This is a genomic window from Paractinoplanes pyxinae (assembly GCF_026626335.1).
GTDB classification, from domain to species: domain Bacteria; phylum Actinomycetota; class Actinomycetes; order Mycobacteriales; family Micromonosporaceae; genus Actinoplanes; species Actinoplanes pyxinae.
This window is the reverse complement of record NZ_JAPNTZ010000008.1, coordinates 88,795-106,306: the sequence shown is the minus strand read 5'-3', so window position 1 is coordinate 106,306 and position 17,512 is coordinate 88,795. Positions and strand designations below refer to the sequence as shown.

The window sequence follows — 17,512 nt, the reverse complement described above, 5'->3', positions numbered from 1 at the left end:
GGTGGCGAGCGGGAGCGCACTAAGGTGTGCCCATGGATTTGCGGTTCACGGGGGAGATCTGGTTCTGGCGGGGCCCCGCCCCGTGGCACTTCGTCACCGTGCCCGACGAGCAGTGCGCGGCCATCGAGTCGGCGTCGTCACTGGTCAGCTATGGCTGGGGGATGATTCCGGTGACCGCCCGGATCGGCCGCACGGACTGGACGACCTCGCTGTGGCCCAAGGACGGCCGCTACATCGTCCCGATCAAGACCGCCGTGCGCCGCGGCGAGAACCTGGAGATCGGCGACACCGTGACCGTGAGCCTGACGGTCGACGCCTGACCACGGCGCCACGCTGTGCCACCTGGTTAATCGGAGTGGCGGCCCGGACGGGCGTGAGCGACGATGAATCATGGCGCACGCGGAGGACGTATTCGACCAGGACCGGACCGGCGATCGTGCGAACGCGTCCGGCTCCTCCGAGCCGACGCCCGAGCGGCGCCGCACGCCGATTCCTTCCGTGCCGCTCCCGGCAGTCTCGGGTGTCTCGTCGCCGCCGGCGAAATCCGCCGGTGCTCTATCGGTGGCCAAGGCGGTCCATGTCGCCGACGGGGCCGGCAACCGACCGGCGCGTGGAAACGCAGTTTCCGGCGCAGGGTCAGCGGCGGTTGTCAGCATGGAGCAGATTGCTACGTCGGCCCGAGCCGGACGAGACTCGCGGTCCGGCCGCGAACGCTCGCCGGACACGGGCCGGATCGGTAACGCGTGGTCGGCCGAAGCTCCCGCGTCACCTCCGTCGGTCAGCCCGGACGAGGTGTTCAAGGACGAGCCCGACCAGTGCGGGCTGGATCGGGGACCCGCTTATGTGCTCGGCCCGAAATCCAAATCGCTGGGTGGCTACCCGCCCCCTTACTGGTCGTGACCGGATTGCGGGCTCAGCGGAACGTGTAGTGGCCTGAGGTGGGACGCCAGTCGGCGGGCGGGTCCTCGCCGGCGCGGCCGTCGATGGCGTCGCGCAGGATGTCGGCCTGACCGCAGTGGCGGCCGTACTCCTCCAGGTGGTCGAACAGGACGCGGCGCAGGCTGAAGGTGGAGCCGTCGGGCCAGACGGCGGCGGACGGGCGGTCCAAGCCTCCGTCGGCCAGCGCGGCCGCCAGGTTCGTGCGGAACCGGGCCACGGCGTCGTCGTATCGCGCGTACAGGGCCTCGGGTTCGTCGCCGGCGGCCGAGGTGAACTCGGCGTCGTCGTCGTTGGGGTCGAGGTCGTCCCAGCCGGTCAGGGGAACGCCAAGGATCTTGGCGGCCATCGTGTGGTCCTCGATCAGGGCCAGGTGCTTGAGCAGTCCGCCGAGCGTGAGCGAGGACTGGCCGACCTTGGCGTTCAGCGCGGCCGCGTCGAGGCCGTCGGCCTTCCACCGGAACGTCGTGCGCATGCGGTCGAGCGCGCCCAGCAGGTGCTCGGTCTCGGTGCCGGCCAGCGGCGGCTCCCACGGAATGTCGGTCATGACCTCACCATAGGCACCATTCCGGACGGTCGGCTTCCGGTAATCGGCCCTCCCGGCGGGCCGGGCGAGCGCGCGGGCAGTAGGGTCGCCGCGTGACTGAGCACGAACGGCGCGACATCGCCGGACTCACCTGCGCCGACTGGAACTCCGGCGCGAGCGGCCCGGCCGTGCTGGCGCTGCACGGGCTCACCAACACGTCCGAGGTGTGGCGGGCGCTGGCCGAGGCGATGCCGGGCACCCGCGTGGTCGCGCCGGATCTGCCGGGGCGGGGCGGCTCGCTGACCACCCAGGCCGGGCCGGGGCTGGCCGGGCACGCGGCCGAGGTCGTGCGGGTGGCCGACGAGGGCGGGCTCGACGAGGTGGTGCTGGTGGGGCACTCGATGGGCGGCTATCTCGCGCCCCTGGTCGCCGAAAAGCTCGGTTCCCGCGTACGGGCAATGGTGATGCTCGACGGAGGCGTCCTGCCCGAGCCGCGGTGGACCCTGCGCCCGCTCGTGGTGCGCGCCCAATGGAAGATGATCACCCGTCCGCTCGGCAAAGCCTTCCCCGACGGCGGCACGTTCGTCGACCAGGTCGAGGGTCGCGCCCTCGCCCGCCGCCCCGACCTGCGCCCCCGCCTGCTGCAGTGGGCGTCCTACCTGCTCGACGAGTCGGGCCGCCCGCGCGTGGACAGCGCCCGCCTGATCGACGATGCCGTGGACACGCTGACCGGCGACCCCACGCTCCCGCTGCTGGCCGCGCTCGACGTCCCGGTGCACGTCATCCTGGCCGAACACGACGGCGACGACTCCACCCGCCCGTTCATCACCGACCGCGCCCTCGAAGCGGGCCGCGCCCAGCTCCCGCGCCTGACCGCCGAACGCATCCCGGCCAACCACGTCACCATGCTCTTCCACGAGGCCACGGCCCGAGCTGTTGCTGGCTAGGGTGCCCGCGTGGAGATTCTGGACTACGGGCCTGCTACCGGCCGGGCGATCGAGGCGTACGGCAGTAAGGGTTTGACCGCGAAGGCGGTGGTGCGGGGCGATGAGCTGGCGGTGACCGTGCTGCGGGTGGCCGCGGGCGGTGAGATCGGGCGGCATCCGGCGCCGGTGAACCAGGTGATGCTGGTTTCCGCGGGTAGCGGGTCGGTGCGGTCGGGTGACGGCGAGTGGCAGCCGGTGGTGGCCGGGCAGGCCGTCCTGTGGCGCGCGGGGGAGGACCACACGACCCGCGCGATTGAGGATCTCACTCTTGTGGTGCTGGAGATGGAAGGGCTCGAGCCTCTGCGGCAGCCAGCAGCGGGCGGGTGAGGGCGGCGAACTCGGCCGGGCGTTCCAGCTGGGGCATGTGGCCGGTGTCGGGGAACAGGTGGGACTCGGCGTGCGGGAAGGCGGCGCGGGCCGCTTCGAGGTGGGTGGCCGGGAGGATCAGGTCGTGGTCGCCCCAGACGAGCAGAGTGGGCTTGGGATTCTCGGCGAGGCGGGACAGCAACTCGGCGCGCCAGGGAGCCGCTATGCCGCGCAGGCCGCCCAGGGCCTTCGCGATCTCGAGGTAGACGGGCGCGAAGTCGGGCTGCTTGCCGATGGTGACGGCCAGCGCGATGCGCTCCTCGGTGACGTGGGCCCGCTCGAAGAACAGCGAGCGCTCGACGCGGCGGGCGGCTCGGGGGTCGATGCGGCCCAGCAGCGAGCGGCCCAGGAACGGGACGGCCAGCAGGCGCAGGGCGAGCGTCACCTCTTTGCCGAAGCCGGCGCTGTTGGCCAGGGTGAGCGTGCGGACGCGGGCGGGCTGATCGGCCGTCATCCGCATGGCGACGGCGCCGCCGAGCGAGTTTCCCATCAGGTGTACGGGTCGAGCCTCGCCCAGTTCGTCCAGTGTGGCCCACACGCCGTCGGCCAGGGAGCTCAGCGTCGTCCTCGCCGGCAGACGCTGGGACAGGCCGAACCCGGGCATGTCCAGGGTGATGACGCGGTGGTCGGCGTCGAGCAGGGGACGCTGCGGCTCCCAGTCCTCGAGGCTGCGCCCGATGCCGTGCAGCATGACCACCGGCGGGGCGTCGGCGGGACCGCTCGCCTCGTACCGGATGCGGGCGCCCCGCACGTCGATCCAGGTCACTTGGCGCCCAGGCGGCGGGTCAGCAACTCCATCAGCTTCGTGTGACCGACGGGCGCGACGCGGGCCAGCAGGTCGGGCAGCTTGGCGCTGGACGCGATCAGCAGGCGCGCCTTGCGGCGGGTCACGGCGTCGAGGATTTCGGTGGCCGCCTTGTCGGCCGGGTAGGTGAGCAGCGCGTCGAACGAGCGCAGCTGCGGGGCGATTCGGTCGGCCGGCACCTTGCTGCCGATGCGGGCGCTGGTGGCGATGGCCGTCCGGATGCCGCCGGGGTGGACCGTCGTCACGCCGACCCCGTTCTCGGCGAGCTCGGCCCGCAGCACCTGGCTCAGCCCGCGCAGCGCGAACTTGCTTGCGGCGTAGGCGCTTTGACCGTACGGGGCAATCAGACCGAACAGGCTGGACATGTTGACAAGGTGGCTGCCCGGCGCGGCGGTCAGCGCGGGTAGCAGCGCGTGGGTCAGCAGCATCGGGGCGCGGAAGTTCACGTTCATCACGGTCTCGAACTCCTCGACCGTGACCTGGTCGAAGCGGCCGCCCAGGGCGATGCCGGCGTTGTTGATCAGCAGCCCGAGCGCGGGATTGTCGGCCAGCACCTGCTCGGTCACGGCCTTCACCTGGTCGCGGTCGCTCAGGTCGGCCTTGATGGTCTCGACCCGCAGCGCCGGGTGCGCCTCACGGATGCGGGCGGCGACGTCGTCCAGGGGCGAGATGTCGACGAGCACCAGATGGCTGCCGCGCCGGGCCAGGCCGTACGCCAGCTGCTCGCCCATGCCGCTGGCGGCGCCGGTCAGGACGGCGGTGCGCCCGGCGAACCGGTACGGGGTCATGAGGCCTCCTGGAAGGTCATGTCGCGGGTGACATCGGCCCGCGGCGTGGTGATCACGTCCCGCAGGTAGTTCTGGCGGACGATCCACGGGGCCCGCTCGCCCTGACGCGGGAAGAGATCGAGCGCCCGTTGCACGTACCCGGAAGAAAGATCGAGCAGCGGGCGGCCGGTGCCACCCGGGCTGGTCGGCGTGGCGACAGCGAGCCCGTGCCGGTCCATGTGCCGCAGCAGCCGCATGACGTAGCGATGGGACAGGTCGGCCCGCAGCGTCCAGGACGCGTTGACGTACCCGATGCAGTAGGCCAGGTTCGGCACGCCGCTGAGCATCAGGCCGCGGTAGGCCGCCCGCTCGCCGATCTTGACCGGCTCGCCGTCGACCGAGACGTCCACGCCGCCGATGGGCAGCAGCTTCAGGCCGGTGGCCGAGATGACGATATCCGCCTCCAGCACCTTCCCGGAGGCCAGGCGGATGCCCGAGGGGACGAACGACTCGATCCGGTCGGTGACGACCGACGCGCGGCCGGCCCGGATCTCCTCGTACAAGTCACCGCCGGGGATCACGCACAGTCGCTGGTCCCAGGGGTCGTATCGCGGCTTGAAATGCTCGTCGACATACGCTTCGTCACCGAGCCCGCGTACCGCCATGGTCCGCAGCACCTTGCGCACGCGCTGGGGCCGCCGCCGGGCCAGTTGGTAGAAGCCCTGGGTGAGCAGAATGTTCTTGGCCCGGGCGAGCGCGTTGGCCGGTTTGGCCGGCAGCACCCGGCGCAGCGCGTCGGCAACCACGTCGCGGCGGGGGAGCGAGGTGAGGTACGTCGGGGAGCGCTGCAGCATCGTTACGTGGGCCGCCTCGGGCGCCATCGCCGGCACCAGCGTCACCGCGGTCGCGCCGCTGCCGATCACCACCACCCGCTTGCCCCGGTAGTCCAGGTCGGCCGGCCAGAACTGCGGGTGGATCAACTGCCCGGCGTACGATTCGAGACCCGGAAAATCGGGCTGGTAGCCCGCGTCGTACGAGTAATAGCCCGTGCACGCGTACAGAAAGCCGCACGTCAGCGTCGTCCCGTCGGCCAGCCGCACGGTCCAGCGCGACTCCCGCGACGACCAGTCGGCCGAGGCCACCTTCGCCCCGAACCGGATGTGGCGGGTGATACCGGCCTCGTCCGCGGTCTCCTGGATGTACGCCCGGATCTTGTCACCGGAGGCCAGTGACTGCGTGTCGGTCCACGGGCGGAAGGGATAGCTCAGCGTGAACATGTCCGAATCGGAGCGGACGCCGGGATAGCGGAACAGGTCCCAGGTGCCGCCGATCGCTTCGCGGGCTTCCAGGACGGCGTACGTCTTGGCCGGGAACGCCTCGCGCAGCCGCCACGCGGCGCCGATCCCGGACAGGCCGGCGCCGATGATGAGCACGTCGAAGTGGTCGCTCATGCGAACCAGGGCGGTGTGCCCGTCCCCGTAAGCCGCACTCCGCCCCACGGGTCGGGCTCGCTCAGACGTACCTCGATGGTCTTGCCGATGGTCAGCGACGCCTCGCGCAACCCGGCCGACACGCGCTCGCGAAGAAGGTCGTCGGGACCGGTGCGGCCGGCCCAGCGGAACCGGCCCTCGACCGGCTCGAAGCGGGCCGACAGCCGCACCTCGACCGGATGGCCGACGTCGCCGATCGTCAGCACCGCGGGCCCGCGGTACTCCTCGTCATCGTCCACCGCTGGTCTCCTCCCGATAGGCCGCCAGACCGCCCGGCACGTCGGCGGCGTGGCGGATGCCGGATACCCCGCTCCACAGGAAAGTCGTCAGGTAGTCGGCGAGCGCTTCGCGGCTGATCGGCTGCTGCTGCCGCAGCCACCAGTCACCGACCGACTGCACGTAACCGACCACGCCGTACGCCCAGGGCAGCGCGGCGCCCGAGTCGAGCCCCCGCGCCCGCAGCCGGTCGCCGAAGATGCGGGCCAGGCCGCTGGCCACGGTGTCGACGACGTCGGCGACCACGTCGCGATGCCGGGCGATCTCGGGCTGGTGCACGACGAACTGGTACAGGTTGGTGTCGGCCGCGATGTGGGCCAGATAGGCGTCGACGGCCGCGCGGACGGCTTCGCGTTCTTCCCGTACGGCGGCCACGGCCGGGACGATCGCGTCGAGGACCAGGGTTCCGGAGCGCCGGCCGACGGCGAGCCACAGCTCCGACTTGTCGGCGAAGTAGCGGTAGAGCACCGGCTTGCTGACCCCGGCGTGGGCGGCGATGGCGTCCATGCCGACCTCGGGCCCGAGCCGCCGGATGGCGTCGATGGCGGCCTCGGTGAGCTCGGCCCGGCGCTGCTCACGATGGCCCGCCCAGCGGCCTCGGCGCCCGTCGGTATTGACCGGTGTCTCCTCCGAGTTCACAGTACTAGAAGTAACTGTTACCCCGGGTAACGTCAAGCCTTGGGAGGCCGTTTCATGTCTCTGACTGATCGCGACCGCACCGCCGACCGGCTCCTGCGCTCCTCGGCCGAGCACTCGTACGAGCCGGCGGTGGAGATCGACTGGGACGCCCCGATGGTGCCGGGCCGGTACTTCGTACCGCCGCACCGGTCCTCGCTTTTCGGAACGCCGATCTGGGAGCGGCTGACCGAGGAGCAGCGCATCACGCTGACCCGGCACGAGGTGGCCAGCATCGCCGGCCTGGGCATCTGGTTCGAGACGATCCTCATGCAGCTGCTGATCCGGGCCTACTACCGGCAGGACCCGACGGCCGCCCACGCCCAGTACGGCCTGACCGAGGTGGCCGACGAGTGCCGCCACTCGGTGATGTTCGGCCGGATGATCGCCACCCTGGGCACGCCCGTCTACCGCCCCGACGGCGTGAACCAGTTCCTGGGCCAGTGGATCGGCGCCACGGCCACCGGCCCCCGCATGTTCGCCGCCATCCTGATCTGCGAGGAAATCCTCGACACGCTGCAACGCGAGGCCATGGCCGACGACCAGGTGCAACCGCTCGTCCGCATGGTGTCGCGCATCCACGTCGTCGAGGAGGCCCGGCACGTGCGGTACGCCCGCGAAGAACTGGCCCGCCAGGTGCGAGCGGCGAGCCGCCGGCGGCTGGCGTTCGACAAGGTGGTGATCGCCCGGGCCGCCTACCTGTGCGGGACGCGCCTGATCCATCCGGCCGTCTACCGGTCGATCGGCTTGACCCCGGCCGAGGGGCGGGCCGCCGCCCGCGCCAACCCCCACTTCCAGCAGACGCTCCGCTGGTCGGGCGAGCGCGTGGTCGCGTACCTGAGCGGTCTGGATCTCATCGGCGGCCCGGGCCGGGCATTGTGGAACCGCTCAGGCCTGCTGCCCCTGCAGGCGGATCGCTAGTTCGATCTGCCATTTGGTTTTCATGCGCTCGGAACGCGGATCGGTCAGATAGGCCTCGTAGCGGCAGGCGAAACGGTCGCCGGCGGGGTTTTCGACGACGTCCATCGGCAGGTTTTGCGCGCGGATCCAGTCGATGAGGGTTCCGTTGGCTCGGCGGCCGTGGTTGACGTATTTGAGGAATGCGTAATCGCCGGCGGGGAGAATGCCGCGAATGACTCGGGTGTCGCCGTCGACGGGCTTGTCCAGGACCACGCCGACCTCGATGTCCATGTCGGCTTCCATGGCCACCACGTGCAGGCGGAAGAACGTCGGGCCGTAGGTCAGACCGCGAGCGTCGAGCCAGGTGTAAAGCTCGTCCATCAGCTGGTCCCGGACGGCGAACATGCCGCGGAACGGGGTGACCACGCGGATGCCGGCGGTGTGGCGCTCGGGCTTGGCTTCCACGGCCGGACCTTCGAGTATTTCCACCGCGGCAGCGTACCTTTCGGGCACAAGTCATGACGTACGGAAATTTTTTGATCACTTTGCGTGAAGGTGCGGAACTGATTCTGTCTGATCGCGCTCTTGACCTTGGACTTTAGGGTTTTCGGCGGGCCGGATCGGGGGGTGGAAAAGGTCGGACCGCCGTGTGAGATTGGGTCGTGGTGTCTGCGCTCGAACGCGCGGCTGAAGCGTTCGAGGAGGAATAGTTGGACAACGCTGACTTCGCCCTGCGGGCCTACGACGAGGGGCGGGCCGACGGGGTGGCCGGGCGCCGCGACCGCGAGCGCGGCCAGGACGCCGACTATCGCGTGGGGCTGGCCGACGGCGAGCTCGAGGCGTTCGAGGCCGATCTGATCGCGGCCATCCGCAAGGCGATGGACGGCAAGCGCTGAATGGACGACGAGATCTACGCGTACGTCACCGGGCGGTCGGACGGCATAGCCGGGCATCGCGACCCGGTGCGCGCGGGACACCCGGCGACCGGCGCCGACTACCGGATGGGGTTCCTGGACGGGCGGATCGAAGTGTTCCACCTGCTCGCCGCCGTACGTCGCATTCAGGACGAGTCGGACGGGGACTTCCCGCGCTGAGGTGAACCCGGCTTATTGCCCCCGAAACACGTTGACGACATCGCGGTAACTGGGCTTCGCAAACCTGACGGCATGACTGAGGGCGCACTGACCGGCTTCACCGTGGCCGTGACCGCGGAGAGGCGGCGCGACGAGATGGCCGCGCTGCTCACCCGGCGCGGCGCCCGGGTCGTCACCGCCTCGGCCATCAGCATCGTGCCGCTGGCCGACGACGAGGCGCTGCACGCGGCCACCGCGGCCTGCATCGGGCTCGCTCCCGATCTGGTCGTGGCGACAACCGGCTTCGGCTTCCGAGGCTGGCTCGAGGCGGCCGAGGGCTGGGGCATGGCCGAACGGCTGCGCGAAGTGCTCGGCCGGGCCCGGATCATCGCGCGTGGGCCGAAGCCGTGCGGGGCGATCCGCGCGGCCGGGCTCAGCGAGGAGTGGGCGGCCAAGACGGAGTCGACCGACGAGATCCTGCAGCGGCTGCTCGCCGAGGGAGTCGCCGGGCAGCGGATCGTGGTGCAGGAGCACGGTGAGCCGCAGACGGAGTTCGTGGACGCCCTGCGCGGGGCGGGGGCCGCCGTGGTGGAGGTGCCGGTGTACCGGTGGGTGCTTCCGGCCGACCTCGGGCCCGTACGGCGTCTGACCGAGCAGATCGCGGCCGGGCAGATCGACGCGGTGACCTTCACGAGCGCGCCGGCCGTCAAGGCGTTCCTCCGGGTGGCGGGTGAGGGGCAGTCCGCCGTACTGGAAAGGTTCGGCCGCGAAACCCTGGTGGCCTGCGTCGGGCCGGTGACCGCGGCGCCGCTCGCGGAAAGGGGCATCCCGGTCGTGATGCCGGAGCGCTATCGGCTGGGCGCGCTGATCAAGACGCTGACCGACGAGTTGCCGCGCCGCTCGGTCAAGCTGAACGTGGCCGGGTCGACGCTGGAGCTGCGCGGACACGCCGTCCTGATCGACGGGGTGCCGCACTCGCTTGCGCCGGCCGCCATGGCCATCCTGACGTCGCTGGCCGCCCGCCCCGGCGTCGTCGTCTCGAAGGATCAGCTGATCGCCGCGTTGCCGCGCGGCAACGACGGGCATGCGGTCGACGTGGCCGTGGCCCGGCTGCGCACCGCGCTCGGCTCCGGCCGCCACATCGAAACCGTCATCAAGCGCGGCTACCGCCTTCGTCTGGACGAACCCGCCGCCTGACCTCGCTCTGTTGGAAGGCGTTCGCATGCCCGCTTTGATCGCCGTCGCCCACGGCACCCGCAGTCCGGCCGGTCAGGCCCAGATCCGTGACCTGGTGGCGAGGGTGGCCGCTCGCCGCCCCGGCCTGGACGTCCGCCTCAGCTATGTGGACGTGCAGGAACCGAAGATCGCCGAGGTCGCCCGCCTGGTGCCCGACGCGGTGGTCGTTCCGCTGCTGTTGTCGGCCGGTTATCACGTACGCGTCGACATAGCCGAAGCCGTGGCCGGTGCACCCATTCTGGTGACGAAGCCGCTCGGCCCGGACGACGTGCTGCTCGACAGCATGCTGCGCCACCTGCCGCCCGCCGACGCCGTGGTGCTGGCCGCCGCCGGCTCCTCCGATCCGGCCTGGCGCGCCGACGTCGAGCGCCTGGCCGTCCGCTTGGCCGGCAGCCTGAAGATCGATTCGCCGGTGAGCCACCGCCTCCCCCGCCCGCCCGGGGTTGGGGTTGGTGGTGGGGACAATCCTACTCAGCGCCGATCCATCCGAGCCGAGTTATCCACAGGGGTTCGGGTCGGCTATGTGTCGGGGCCGGGCCCTCGGGTGCCGGAAGTCGTCGCCGAGCTCCGCGCGCAGGGTGCCCGGCGCGTCGCCATTGCCGCCTACTTCCTGGCTGACGGGCTGTTCTACCGCGGCCTCCGGCAATCCGGCGCCGATGACATCACCCCGCCGCTCTGTCTCGACCCGGCCGTCACTGACCTGGTGCTTCGGCGGTACGAGGCCGCGCTTCTCACAACGGCGGACGGGCGCTTGTAGGGATTTCTGTACGCCGCGGCAACGGCTGAGGACTCGGCGCTAAACATACGGGCCCGAGTATTCGGGGTGTGACGGCGACCGATACGCATTGCCCCTACTGCGCGCTGCAGTGCGGCATGACGCTCACCCCGGAGATTCCGCGGGTGCGGCTGGAACCGCGTGATTTCCCGGTCAACAAGGGCGGGCTGTGCGCCAAGGGCTTCACCGCGGCCGACCTGCTCGATCACCGGGATCGGTTGCTCACCCCGCTCGTCCGGAAAGGCGACCGGAGCAGCCCGCTGCGCGAGGCCACCTGGGACGAGGCCCTGGACCGCATTGCCGCGGCCATCACCACCGCGCAGCAGAAGTACGGGCGGAACAGTGTCGGCGCTTTCGGCGGGGGCGGGCTGACCAACGAGAAGGCGTACGCGCTCGGCAAGTTCGTACGGGTCGTGTTGCGCAGTTCTTCGATCGACTACAACGGCCGGTTCTGCATGTCGAGCGCGGCCACCGCGGCCAACCGGTCGTTGGGGATCGACCGCGGGCTGCCGTTCCCGCTCGAGGACATCGCGCAGGCCAAGACCGTTCTTCTGGTCGGCGCGAATCCGGCCGACGCGATGCCGCCGAGCATGCAATATCTGGACGCGGGGCGGGAGCACGGGGCCCGCCACATCGTCGTCGACCCGCGGCGTACGAATACCGCGGCGGGTGCCTATCTCCACCTGCAGCCGTTGCCGGGCACCGATCTGGCGCTGGCCAACGGAATGCTGCACATCGCGATTCGTGAGGGGTATGTCGACCGCGACTACCTCGAGGCGCGGACCACCGGGTTCGAGGCGGTGAAGGCGGCCACCAATGCGTACTGGCCCGAGCGGGTCGAGCGCATGACCGGCGTACCGGAGAACCGCCTGCGGGAAACCGTGCGCCTGCTCGCCACCCAGGGGCCGGCGATGATTCTGACCGCGCGCGGCGCCGAGCAGCACAGCAACGGCACCGATACCGCGCAGGCGTACCTGAATCTGGCCCTGGCGCTCGGCTTGGTCGGCAGACCCTTCTCCGGGTACGGGACCATCACCGGTCAGGGCAATGGGCAGGGTGGACGCGAGCACGGGCAGAAGGCCGATCAGCTTCCGGGTTACCGGAAACTCGACGACCCGGCGGCCCGGAAACACGTCGCCGCGGTGTGGGGAATCGATCCCGACGACCTGCCGGGGCCGGGCAAGTCGGCGTACGAAATGCTCACCGACGACAGCCTGCGGGTGCTGATGGTGCTGGCCAGCAATATCGTCGTCAGCGCCCCGCACAGCAACCACGTGCGCAGCAAGCTGGAAGCCCTCGATTTTCTCGTCGTCTCCGACATCTTCCGGTCCGAGACCGCCGAACTCGCCGATGTCGTCCTCCCGGTCGCCCAGTGGGCCGAGGAGGAGGGCACGATGACCAACCTCGAGGGCCGCGTCCTGCGCCGCAAGCGCGCGTTGCCACCGCCGCCCGACGTCAAATCCGATCTGGAAATGCTCGCCGAGTTGTCGGGCCGCCTCAGCCGGGATTTCGAGAGCGATCCGCGCGCGGTCTTCGACGAACTGCGCCGGGCCAGCGCGGGCGGCATCGCCGATTACGCCGGCATCACCTACGAGCGCATCGAGCGCGAGGACGGCGTCTTCTGGCCGTGCCCCAGCGAGGACCACCCGGGCACGCCCCGCCTGTTCGCCGATTCCTTCCCGACGAAAGACGGCCGGGCGCGCCTGATCGCCGTCCAGCACCGGGACCCGGCCGAAATGCCCGACAAGCAATTCCCGTACGTGCTGACGACCGGCCGCAACATGCAGCACTACCAGAGCGGCAACCAGACCCGGCGGGTGAAGGCGCTCAACGTGGCGCTGCCCGAGCCCCGCGCCGAGATCCACCCCGACCTGGCCCGCCGCCACGGCATAGCCGACGGCGACCTGGTCGAGCTGCGCAGCCGCCGCGGCGCCGCGGTGCTGCGGGCCCGGCTCTCCGACGGGATCCGCCCGGACACCGTCTTCGCCCCGTTCCACTGGCCGGGCGCGAACGCGCTCACCAATCCGGCCCTCGACCCGCATTCGCGGATGCCCGCCTTCAAGGCGTGCGCGGTCGCCATCACCCGTCTGATCCCGTGAAGTGAAAGGAACCGAACAGCGGTGCATTCCACGCCACGATTCCTGCAAGGTGTCTTCCCTTTCGAGCGCAAGGGTCTCGACCGGCCCGCGCCGATCGATCCGGCGCTGTCCTACGTGGTGCCCAGCGGCATCACCGCGCAGGCCGTCTATTTCCGCGGCGGCAATGCGGCGGCCGAACTCGTCAGCGTGGTGCTGATGCGTGACGGCAGCCCGATGCGGTACTTCCCGATCGGGGCCAAGGGCAACGTGCACGTGCCGCTGCGCGTGGTCGAGGACCTGACCGCGGGCACGACCGTGGAGCTGTGGCTGGCCGCGCCGGCCGGCGTCCCGGGCACCCTGGTCGTCGACCTCGGGCTGGTGGAGATCTGATGCGGACGCGCCTGGTCGTCATCGGCAACGGCATGGCCGGGGCCCGTACGGTGGAAGAGATTCTCGCCCGCGGCGGCGACTTCGACATCACCATGTTCGGCGACGAGCCGTACGGCAACTACAACCGGATCATGCTGTCCAACGTCCTCGCGGGCGTGGAGGACGAGTCCGGCATCTTCCTCAACGACCTTTCCTGGTACGCCGACAACGGCATCACGCTGCACACGGGCACCCGCATCGAGCGCATCGACCGGTTCGCCAAGCGCGTGTACGCCGAGGACGGCACGGAAACGCCGTACGACAAGCTCATCATCGCCACCGGCAGCCGCGCCTTCGTGCCACCGATTCCCGGCATCCACCGTCCCGGACGCGGCTACCACCAAGGGGTTTTCGCCTTCCGCACGCTCGACGACACGCGGGCGATGATCCGGTACGCGCGGGAGCACCAGCGGGCCGTCGTGATCGGGGGCGGCTTGCTCGGGCTGGAGGCGGCACGGGGCCTGCAGAATCACCTGCCCCACGTCACGCTGATCCACGCCGCCGGCCATCTCATGAACGCTCAGCTCAACGAGGTGGCGGGCGAGACGCTGCGGGCCACGATCGAGGCGAAGCTCGGCATCGAGGTGGTGGTCGACGGCCGTACGACGGAAATTCTCGGAAAGAACGCGGTCACCGGCGTGAAGCTCGACGACGGGCGGATCATCCCGTGCGACGTCGTTGTAGTGGCGGCCGGTATCCGGGCCAACGCCGAGATGGCGGCGGCCAGCGGCCTGGCGGTGGAGCGCGGCATCGTCGTCGACGACCAGATGCGCTGCCTCGACGAGGACGACATCTATGCCGTGGGGGAGTGCGCCCAGCACCGCGGCGAGGTCTACGGCCTGGTGGCGCCGTTGTGGGATCAGGCCAAGGTGCTGGCCGACCACCTCACCGGCGTGAACCCGTTCGCCGAGTACCACGGCTCGCAGGTCGCGACCAAGCTCAAGGTGGCCGGGGTCGACGTGGCGGCCATGGGCCTGAAGGCGCCGGAACACGAGGACGACGAGTCGCTCACGTTCACCGAGCCGAAGAAGGGCATCTACAAGAACGTCATCATCCGCGACGGGCGTCTCGTGGGCGCCACGATGGTGGGCGACGTCAAGAAGGTCGCGTTCCTCATGCAGGCCTTCGACCGCGGGCTGGCGCTGCCCGAGGAGCGGGCCGAGCTGATGTTCGATCTGGGCGGACCGGCCGGCGAGGTCAAGGTCGACGAGATGGCCGACGACGAGCAGGTCTGCAACTGCAACGGGGTCAGCAAGGGCGCGATCTGCGGGGTCGTGCAGGGCGGCTGCAAGACGGTCACCGGGGTCATGGACAAGACCCGGGCCGGCAAGGGCTGCGGCACCTGCAAGCCGCTCGTGCAACGGATCGTCGAATGGGCCGCGGGTGGCGAGGTCGAGGAGGATCCGGCCGCTTCGTACTACGTGCCGGGCATTCCGATGCCCAAGCCGGAACTGATAGAGGCTATCCGTTTGCACTCGTTGAAGTCCGTGTCGTCCGTGTTCGCCAAACTCGGCGGCGAGGAGGACGCGAAAAGCAAGATGGGCCTCGCGTCGCTGCTCAAGATGATGTGGGGCGGCGAGTACGTCGACGAGCGGGACGCCCGGTTCATCAACGACCGTGTGCACGCCAACATCCAGCGTGACGGCACGTTCTCGGTGGTGCCGCAGATGAAGGGTGGCGTCACCACCCCGGCCCAGTTGCGGCGGATCGCCGAGGTGGCCGAGAAACACGAAGTGCCGATGGTCAAGCTCACCGGCGGACAGCGCATCGACCTGCTCGGCATCCCCAAAGAGAAGCTGCCCGAGGTGTGGGCCGATTTGGATATGCCATCCGGTTACGCGTACGGCAAGAGTTTCCGCACGGTGAAGACGTGTGTGGGCTCGGACTTCTGCCGGTTCGGCGTGGGCGACTCGACGGCCCTCGGGATCGCGCTCGAGGAGCGGTATCAGGGCATCGAGGGCCCCGGGAAGATGAAGCTCGCGGTCACTGGCTGCCCGCGGAACTGTGCCGAGGCGTACGTCAAAGACCTGGGGGTTGTCGCCATCGACGGCGGCAAGTGGGAGATCTATGTGGGCGGCGCGGCCGGCGCCCACATCCGCAAGGGCGATCTGCTGACGACGGTGGAGACGCCCGAGGAAGTCATCACGCTGACCGGGCGGTTCCTGCAGTACTACCGCGAGAACGCGAACTGGCTCGAGCGGACGTACGCGTTCGTGCCGCGGATCGGGATCGAGCGCGTACGGGAAATTGTCGTCGACGACGCCGACGGGATCGCCTCTTCACTTGACGCCGCGATGGACGCATCGGTCGCCGCCTATCGCGATCCGTGGAAGGACCGCGAACAACCGGCAACACCCGGCCAATTCCGTACGTCGCTGCCGCTCACCGTTCTGCCACAGGTCCCGGTGCGCGCATGAGGGCCATCGGGTACGCCGACGAGATACCGCCCGGCGAGGGCCGCACGTTCGCCGTCGACGGGGAGATGGTCGCCGTCTTCCGGCTGCGGGACGGCTCCTTCCGCGCGACTCAGGCCGTCTGCCCGCACAAGGGCGGCCCCCTGGCCGACGGCCAGATCGACCTCAAGCAGGTGCTGTGCCCGCTGCACCTCAACGCCTGGGACCTGACCACCGGTTGCTCGCTCAGCGGGCAGCCCGACCTGACCGTCTATCCCGTCGGGGTGGCCGACGGCAAGATCCTTCTGGGGGACCTCTCATGACTGCGACTCTGCCCGCGCCCTCGTTGAAGGGTCAGTGGATCGACGACTGGCGGCCCGAGGACCGCTCGTTCTGGGAGCGGACCGGCGCGGCCATCGCCCGGCGCAACCTCATCTTCTCGATCACGTCGGAACACATCGGCTTCTCGGTCTGGTCACTGTGGTCGGTGCTTGTTCTCTTTCTCGGGCCCGAGTACGGCATTGACCCGGCCGGCAAGTTCCTGCTGACCGCCGTGCCGACTCTGGTCGGGGCGGCGCTCCGGATCCCGTACAGCTTCGCCGTGGCCCGGTTCGGCGGCCGCAACTGGACCGTGTTCAGCGCTTCGTTGCTGCTCGTGCCGGCCGTCCTCGCGGCCTTCCTGATCCGGCCCGGCGTCGACTTCTCGACCCTGCTGATCATCGCGGCCGTGGCCGGCGTGGGCGGCGGCAACTTCGCCTCGTCGATGACCAACATCAACGCGTACTACCCGGACCGGCTCAAGGGGTGGGCGCTCGGCATCAACGCGGGCGGCGGCAACCTGGGCGTGGCCGCGGTGCAACTGGTCGGGCTGTTCGTGCTGGCCGTGTTTGGCGCCGGGCACCCCGGGATCGTGGCCGGCATCTACATCCCGTTGATCGTGCTGGCGGCGCTGGGCTCGGCGCTGTACATGGACAACCTGACGCAGGCGCGCAACGAGAAGCACGGCATGCGCGACGCCGTGCGGGAGCCGCACACGTGGGTGATGTCGATGCTCTACATCGGCACCTTCGGCTCGTTCATCGGCTTCGGGTTCGCCTTCGGCCAGGTGCTGCAGGTCCAGTTCGCCGACGTGTTCAGCACCCCCGTCAAGGCGGCGTACCTGACGTTCCTGGGGCCGCTGCTGGGCTCGCTGATCCGCCCGGTCGGCGGAGCCCTGGCCGACCGCCTCGGCGGCGCGCGAGTCACGTTCTACAACTTCATCGCCATGGCCGTCGGCGCGTCGATCGTGCTGCTGGCCGCCCAGATGCGGTCGCTGCCCCTGTACATCGTCGGGTTCATCGCCCTGTTCGTCTTCAGCGGCGTCGGCAACGGCTCGACGTACAAGATGATCCCGGCCATCTTCAAGCGCAAGCACCCCGGCGACGACCACGAGGCCCGCCGCTTGTCCGGCGCGGTCATCGGCATCGCAGGCGCGATCGGCGCATTCGGCGGCGTGCTGGTGAACCTGGCCTTCCGCCAGTCCTTCCTGACCACCAAGGAGGCGGACGCGGCTTACCTGGGGTTCATCGCCTTCTACGCCCTGTGCGTCCTGGTCACGTGGGCCGTCTACCTCCGGCCGGCCACGACCCGCGTCTGATCCCGATATTTCTGGATCATGATGGAACAGCGGCCCACGCCGGCCGACGTGGCGCGGGCCGCCGGCGTCTCGCAAGCGGCCGCGTCACGGGCGATGAACGGCGCCTACGGCGACCCGGATCCGGATGCGATGAGCGCCAAGCCGTTCTACGGGCGCGCGCTGACC

21 protein-coding genes are annotated in these 17,512 nt (G+C 70.1%); 14 read left to right on the top strand and 7 right to left on the bottom strand.

The window, feature by feature from the left end; genetic code table 11:
- Window positions 1-32: 32 nt before the first annotated feature.
- The gene (locus OWR29_RS23250; RefSeq protein WP_267565283.1) at window positions 33-320 is read left to right on the top strand and encodes a DUF1905 domain-containing protein; all 288 of its coding nucleotides are present in this window, start codon (window positions 33-35) and stop codon (window positions 318-320) included.
- 70 nt (window positions 321-390) lie between these two features.
- Window positions 391-900 (top strand): hypothetical protein, encoded by a 510-nt coding sequence (locus tag OWR29_RS23245; RefSeq protein WP_267565282.1) that lies wholly within the window; start codon window positions 391-393, stop codon window positions 898-900.
- Window positions 901-913: 13 nt separating this feature from the next.
- Here OWR29_RS23245 and OWR29_RS23240 read toward each other — a convergent pair whose 3' ends face one another.
- Complete coding sequence (locus OWR29_RS23240) at window positions 914-1,483, bottom strand: mycothiol transferase (protein ID WP_267565281.1); 570 nt, start codon at window positions 1,481-1,483, stop codon at window positions 914-916.
- 92 nt (window positions 1,484-1,575) lie between these two features.
- Between OWR29_RS23240 and OWR29_RS23235 the strand changes: the two genes are divergently transcribed.
- Window positions 1,576-2,409 carry an alpha/beta fold hydrolase gene (locus OWR29_RS23235; RefSeq protein WP_267565280.1) on the top strand — a complete coding sequence of 278 codons (834 nt, stop codon included), beginning with the start codon at window positions 1,576-1,578 and terminating at the stop codon, window positions 2,407-2,409.
- A gap of 9 nt (window positions 2,410-2,418) precedes the next feature.
- Window positions 2,419-2,775, top strand: a complete 357-nt coding sequence (locus OWR29_RS23230) for a cupin domain-containing protein (protein ID WP_267565279.1) — start codon at window positions 2,419-2,421, stop codon at window positions 2,773-2,775.
- On the opposite strand, the gene OWR29_RS23225 is transcribed toward OWR29_RS23230, so the two are convergent.
- The 5 genes from OWR29_RS23225 to OWR29_RS23205 are packed head-to-tail and all read right to left on the bottom strand — an operon-like array spanning window position 2,711 to window position 6,791.
- Window positions 2,711-3,580, bottom strand: a complete 870-nt coding sequence (locus OWR29_RS23225) for an alpha/beta fold hydrolase (protein ID WP_267565277.1) — start codon at window positions 3,578-3,580, stop codon at window positions 2,711-2,713. The genes OWR29_RS23230 and OWR29_RS23225 overlap by 65 nt on opposite strands.
- Window positions 3,577-4,407, bottom strand: coding sequence for an SDR family NAD(P)-dependent oxidoreductase (locus OWR29_RS23220; RefSeq protein ID WP_267565276.1), 831 nt, complete (start codon window positions 4,405-4,407; stop codon window positions 3,577-3,579). Before OWR29_RS23220 ends, OWR29_RS23225 begins: the two co-directional genes overlap by 4 nt.
- The gene (locus OWR29_RS23215) at window positions 4,404-5,837 is read right to left on the bottom strand and encodes a flavin-containing monooxygenase (protein ID WP_267565274.1); all 1,434 of its coding nucleotides are present in this window, start codon (window positions 5,835-5,837) and stop codon (window positions 4,404-4,406) included. The genes OWR29_RS23220 and OWR29_RS23215 overlap by 4 nt, the downstream gene beginning before the upstream one ends.
- The gene (locus OWR29_RS23210; RefSeq protein ID WP_267565272.1) at window positions 5,834-6,115 is read right to left on the bottom strand and encodes a DUF4873 domain-containing protein; all 282 of its coding nucleotides are present in this window, start codon (window positions 6,113-6,115) and stop codon (window positions 5,834-5,836) included. The genes OWR29_RS23215 and OWR29_RS23210 overlap by 4 nt, the downstream gene beginning before the upstream one ends.
- Window positions 6,105-6,791, bottom strand: coding sequence for a TetR/AcrR family transcriptional regulator (locus OWR29_RS23205; protein ID WP_267565271.1), 687 nt, complete (start codon window positions 6,789-6,791; stop codon window positions 6,105-6,107). The genes OWR29_RS23210 and OWR29_RS23205 overlap by 11 nt, the downstream gene beginning before the upstream one ends.
- Before the next feature lie 54 nt (window positions 6,792-6,845).
- On the opposite strand from OWR29_RS23205, the gene OWR29_RS23200 reads away from it, so the two are divergent.
- Window positions 6,846-7,748 carry an AurF N-oxygenase family protein gene (locus OWR29_RS23200; protein WP_267565269.1) on the top strand — a complete coding sequence of 301 codons (903 nt, stop codon included), beginning with the start codon at window positions 6,846-6,848 and terminating at the stop codon, window positions 7,746-7,748.
- Here the strand turns inward: OWR29_RS23200 and OWR29_RS23195 are convergent.
- Window positions 7,716-8,192, bottom strand: coding sequence for a GyrI-like domain-containing protein (locus OWR29_RS23195; RefSeq protein WP_267565268.1), 477 nt, complete (start codon window positions 8,190-8,192; stop codon window positions 7,716-7,718). The two genes, OWR29_RS23200 and OWR29_RS23195, sit on opposite strands and share 33 nt — an antisense overlap.
- Window positions 8,193-8,437: 245 nt before the next feature.
- Here OWR29_RS23195 and OWR29_RS23190 point away from each other — a divergent pair, with 245 nt between their 5' ends.
- The 9 genes from OWR29_RS23190 to OWR29_RS23150 all read left to right on the top strand — a co-directional run bounded on the left by OWR29_RS23190 (window position 8,438) and on the right by OWR29_RS23150 (window position 17,347).
- Window positions 8,438-8,623, top strand: a complete 186-nt coding sequence (locus tag OWR29_RS23190) for a hypothetical protein (RefSeq protein ID WP_267565267.1) — start codon at window positions 8,438-8,440, stop codon at window positions 8,621-8,623.
- The gene (locus OWR29_RS23185; protein WP_267565266.1) at window positions 8,624-8,821 is read left to right on the top strand and encodes a hypothetical protein; all 198 of its coding nucleotides are present in this window, start codon (window positions 8,624-8,626) and stop codon (window positions 8,819-8,821) included.
- A gap of 72 nt (window positions 8,822-8,893) precedes the next feature.
- Window positions 8,894-9,997, top strand: coding sequence for a uroporphyrinogen-III synthase (locus OWR29_RS23180; RefSeq protein WP_267565265.1), 1,104 nt, complete (start codon window positions 8,894-8,896; stop codon window positions 9,995-9,997).
- A gap of 25 nt (window positions 9,998-10,022) precedes the next feature.
- Window positions 10,023-10,793 carry a sirohydrochlorin chelatase gene (locus tag OWR29_RS23175; protein ID WP_267565264.1) on the top strand — a complete coding sequence of 257 codons (771 nt, stop codon included), beginning with the start codon at window positions 10,023-10,025 and terminating at the stop codon, window positions 10,791-10,793.
- 68 nt (window positions 10,794-10,861) lie between these two features.
- Window positions 10,862-12,910, top strand: a complete 2,049-nt coding sequence (locus OWR29_RS23170) for a molybdopterin oxidoreductase family protein (RefSeq protein WP_267565263.1) — start codon at window positions 10,862-10,864, stop codon at window positions 12,908-12,910.
- Window positions 12,911-12,931: 21 nt separating this feature from the next.
- Window positions 12,932-13,279, top strand: a complete 348-nt coding sequence (locus OWR29_RS23165; RefSeq protein ID WP_267565262.1) for a molybdopterin oxidoreductase — start codon at window positions 12,932-12,934, stop codon at window positions 13,277-13,279.
- Window positions 13,279-15,735, top strand: coding sequence for a nitrite reductase large subunit NirB (nirB, locus tag OWR29_RS23160; RefSeq protein WP_267565261.1), 2,457 nt, complete (start codon window positions 13,279-13,281; stop codon window positions 15,733-15,735). Before OWR29_RS23165 ends, nirB begins: the two co-directional genes overlap by 1 nt.
- On the top strand, window positions 15,732-16,034 hold the full coding sequence (locus OWR29_RS23155) for a Rieske (2Fe-2S) protein (protein ID WP_267565260.1): 303 nt from the start codon (window positions 15,732-15,734) through the stop codon (window positions 16,032-16,034). The genes nirB and OWR29_RS23155 overlap by 4 nt, the downstream gene beginning before the upstream one ends.
- Window positions 16,031-17,347 carry a nitrate/nitrite transporter gene (locus tag OWR29_RS23150; protein WP_267565259.1) on the top strand — a complete coding sequence of 439 codons (1,317 nt, stop codon included), beginning with the start codon at window positions 16,031-16,033 and terminating at the stop codon, window positions 17,345-17,347. The genes OWR29_RS23155 and OWR29_RS23150 overlap by 4 nt, the downstream gene beginning before the upstream one ends.
- The last annotated feature ends 165 nt before the right edge of the window (window positions 17,348-17,512 follow it).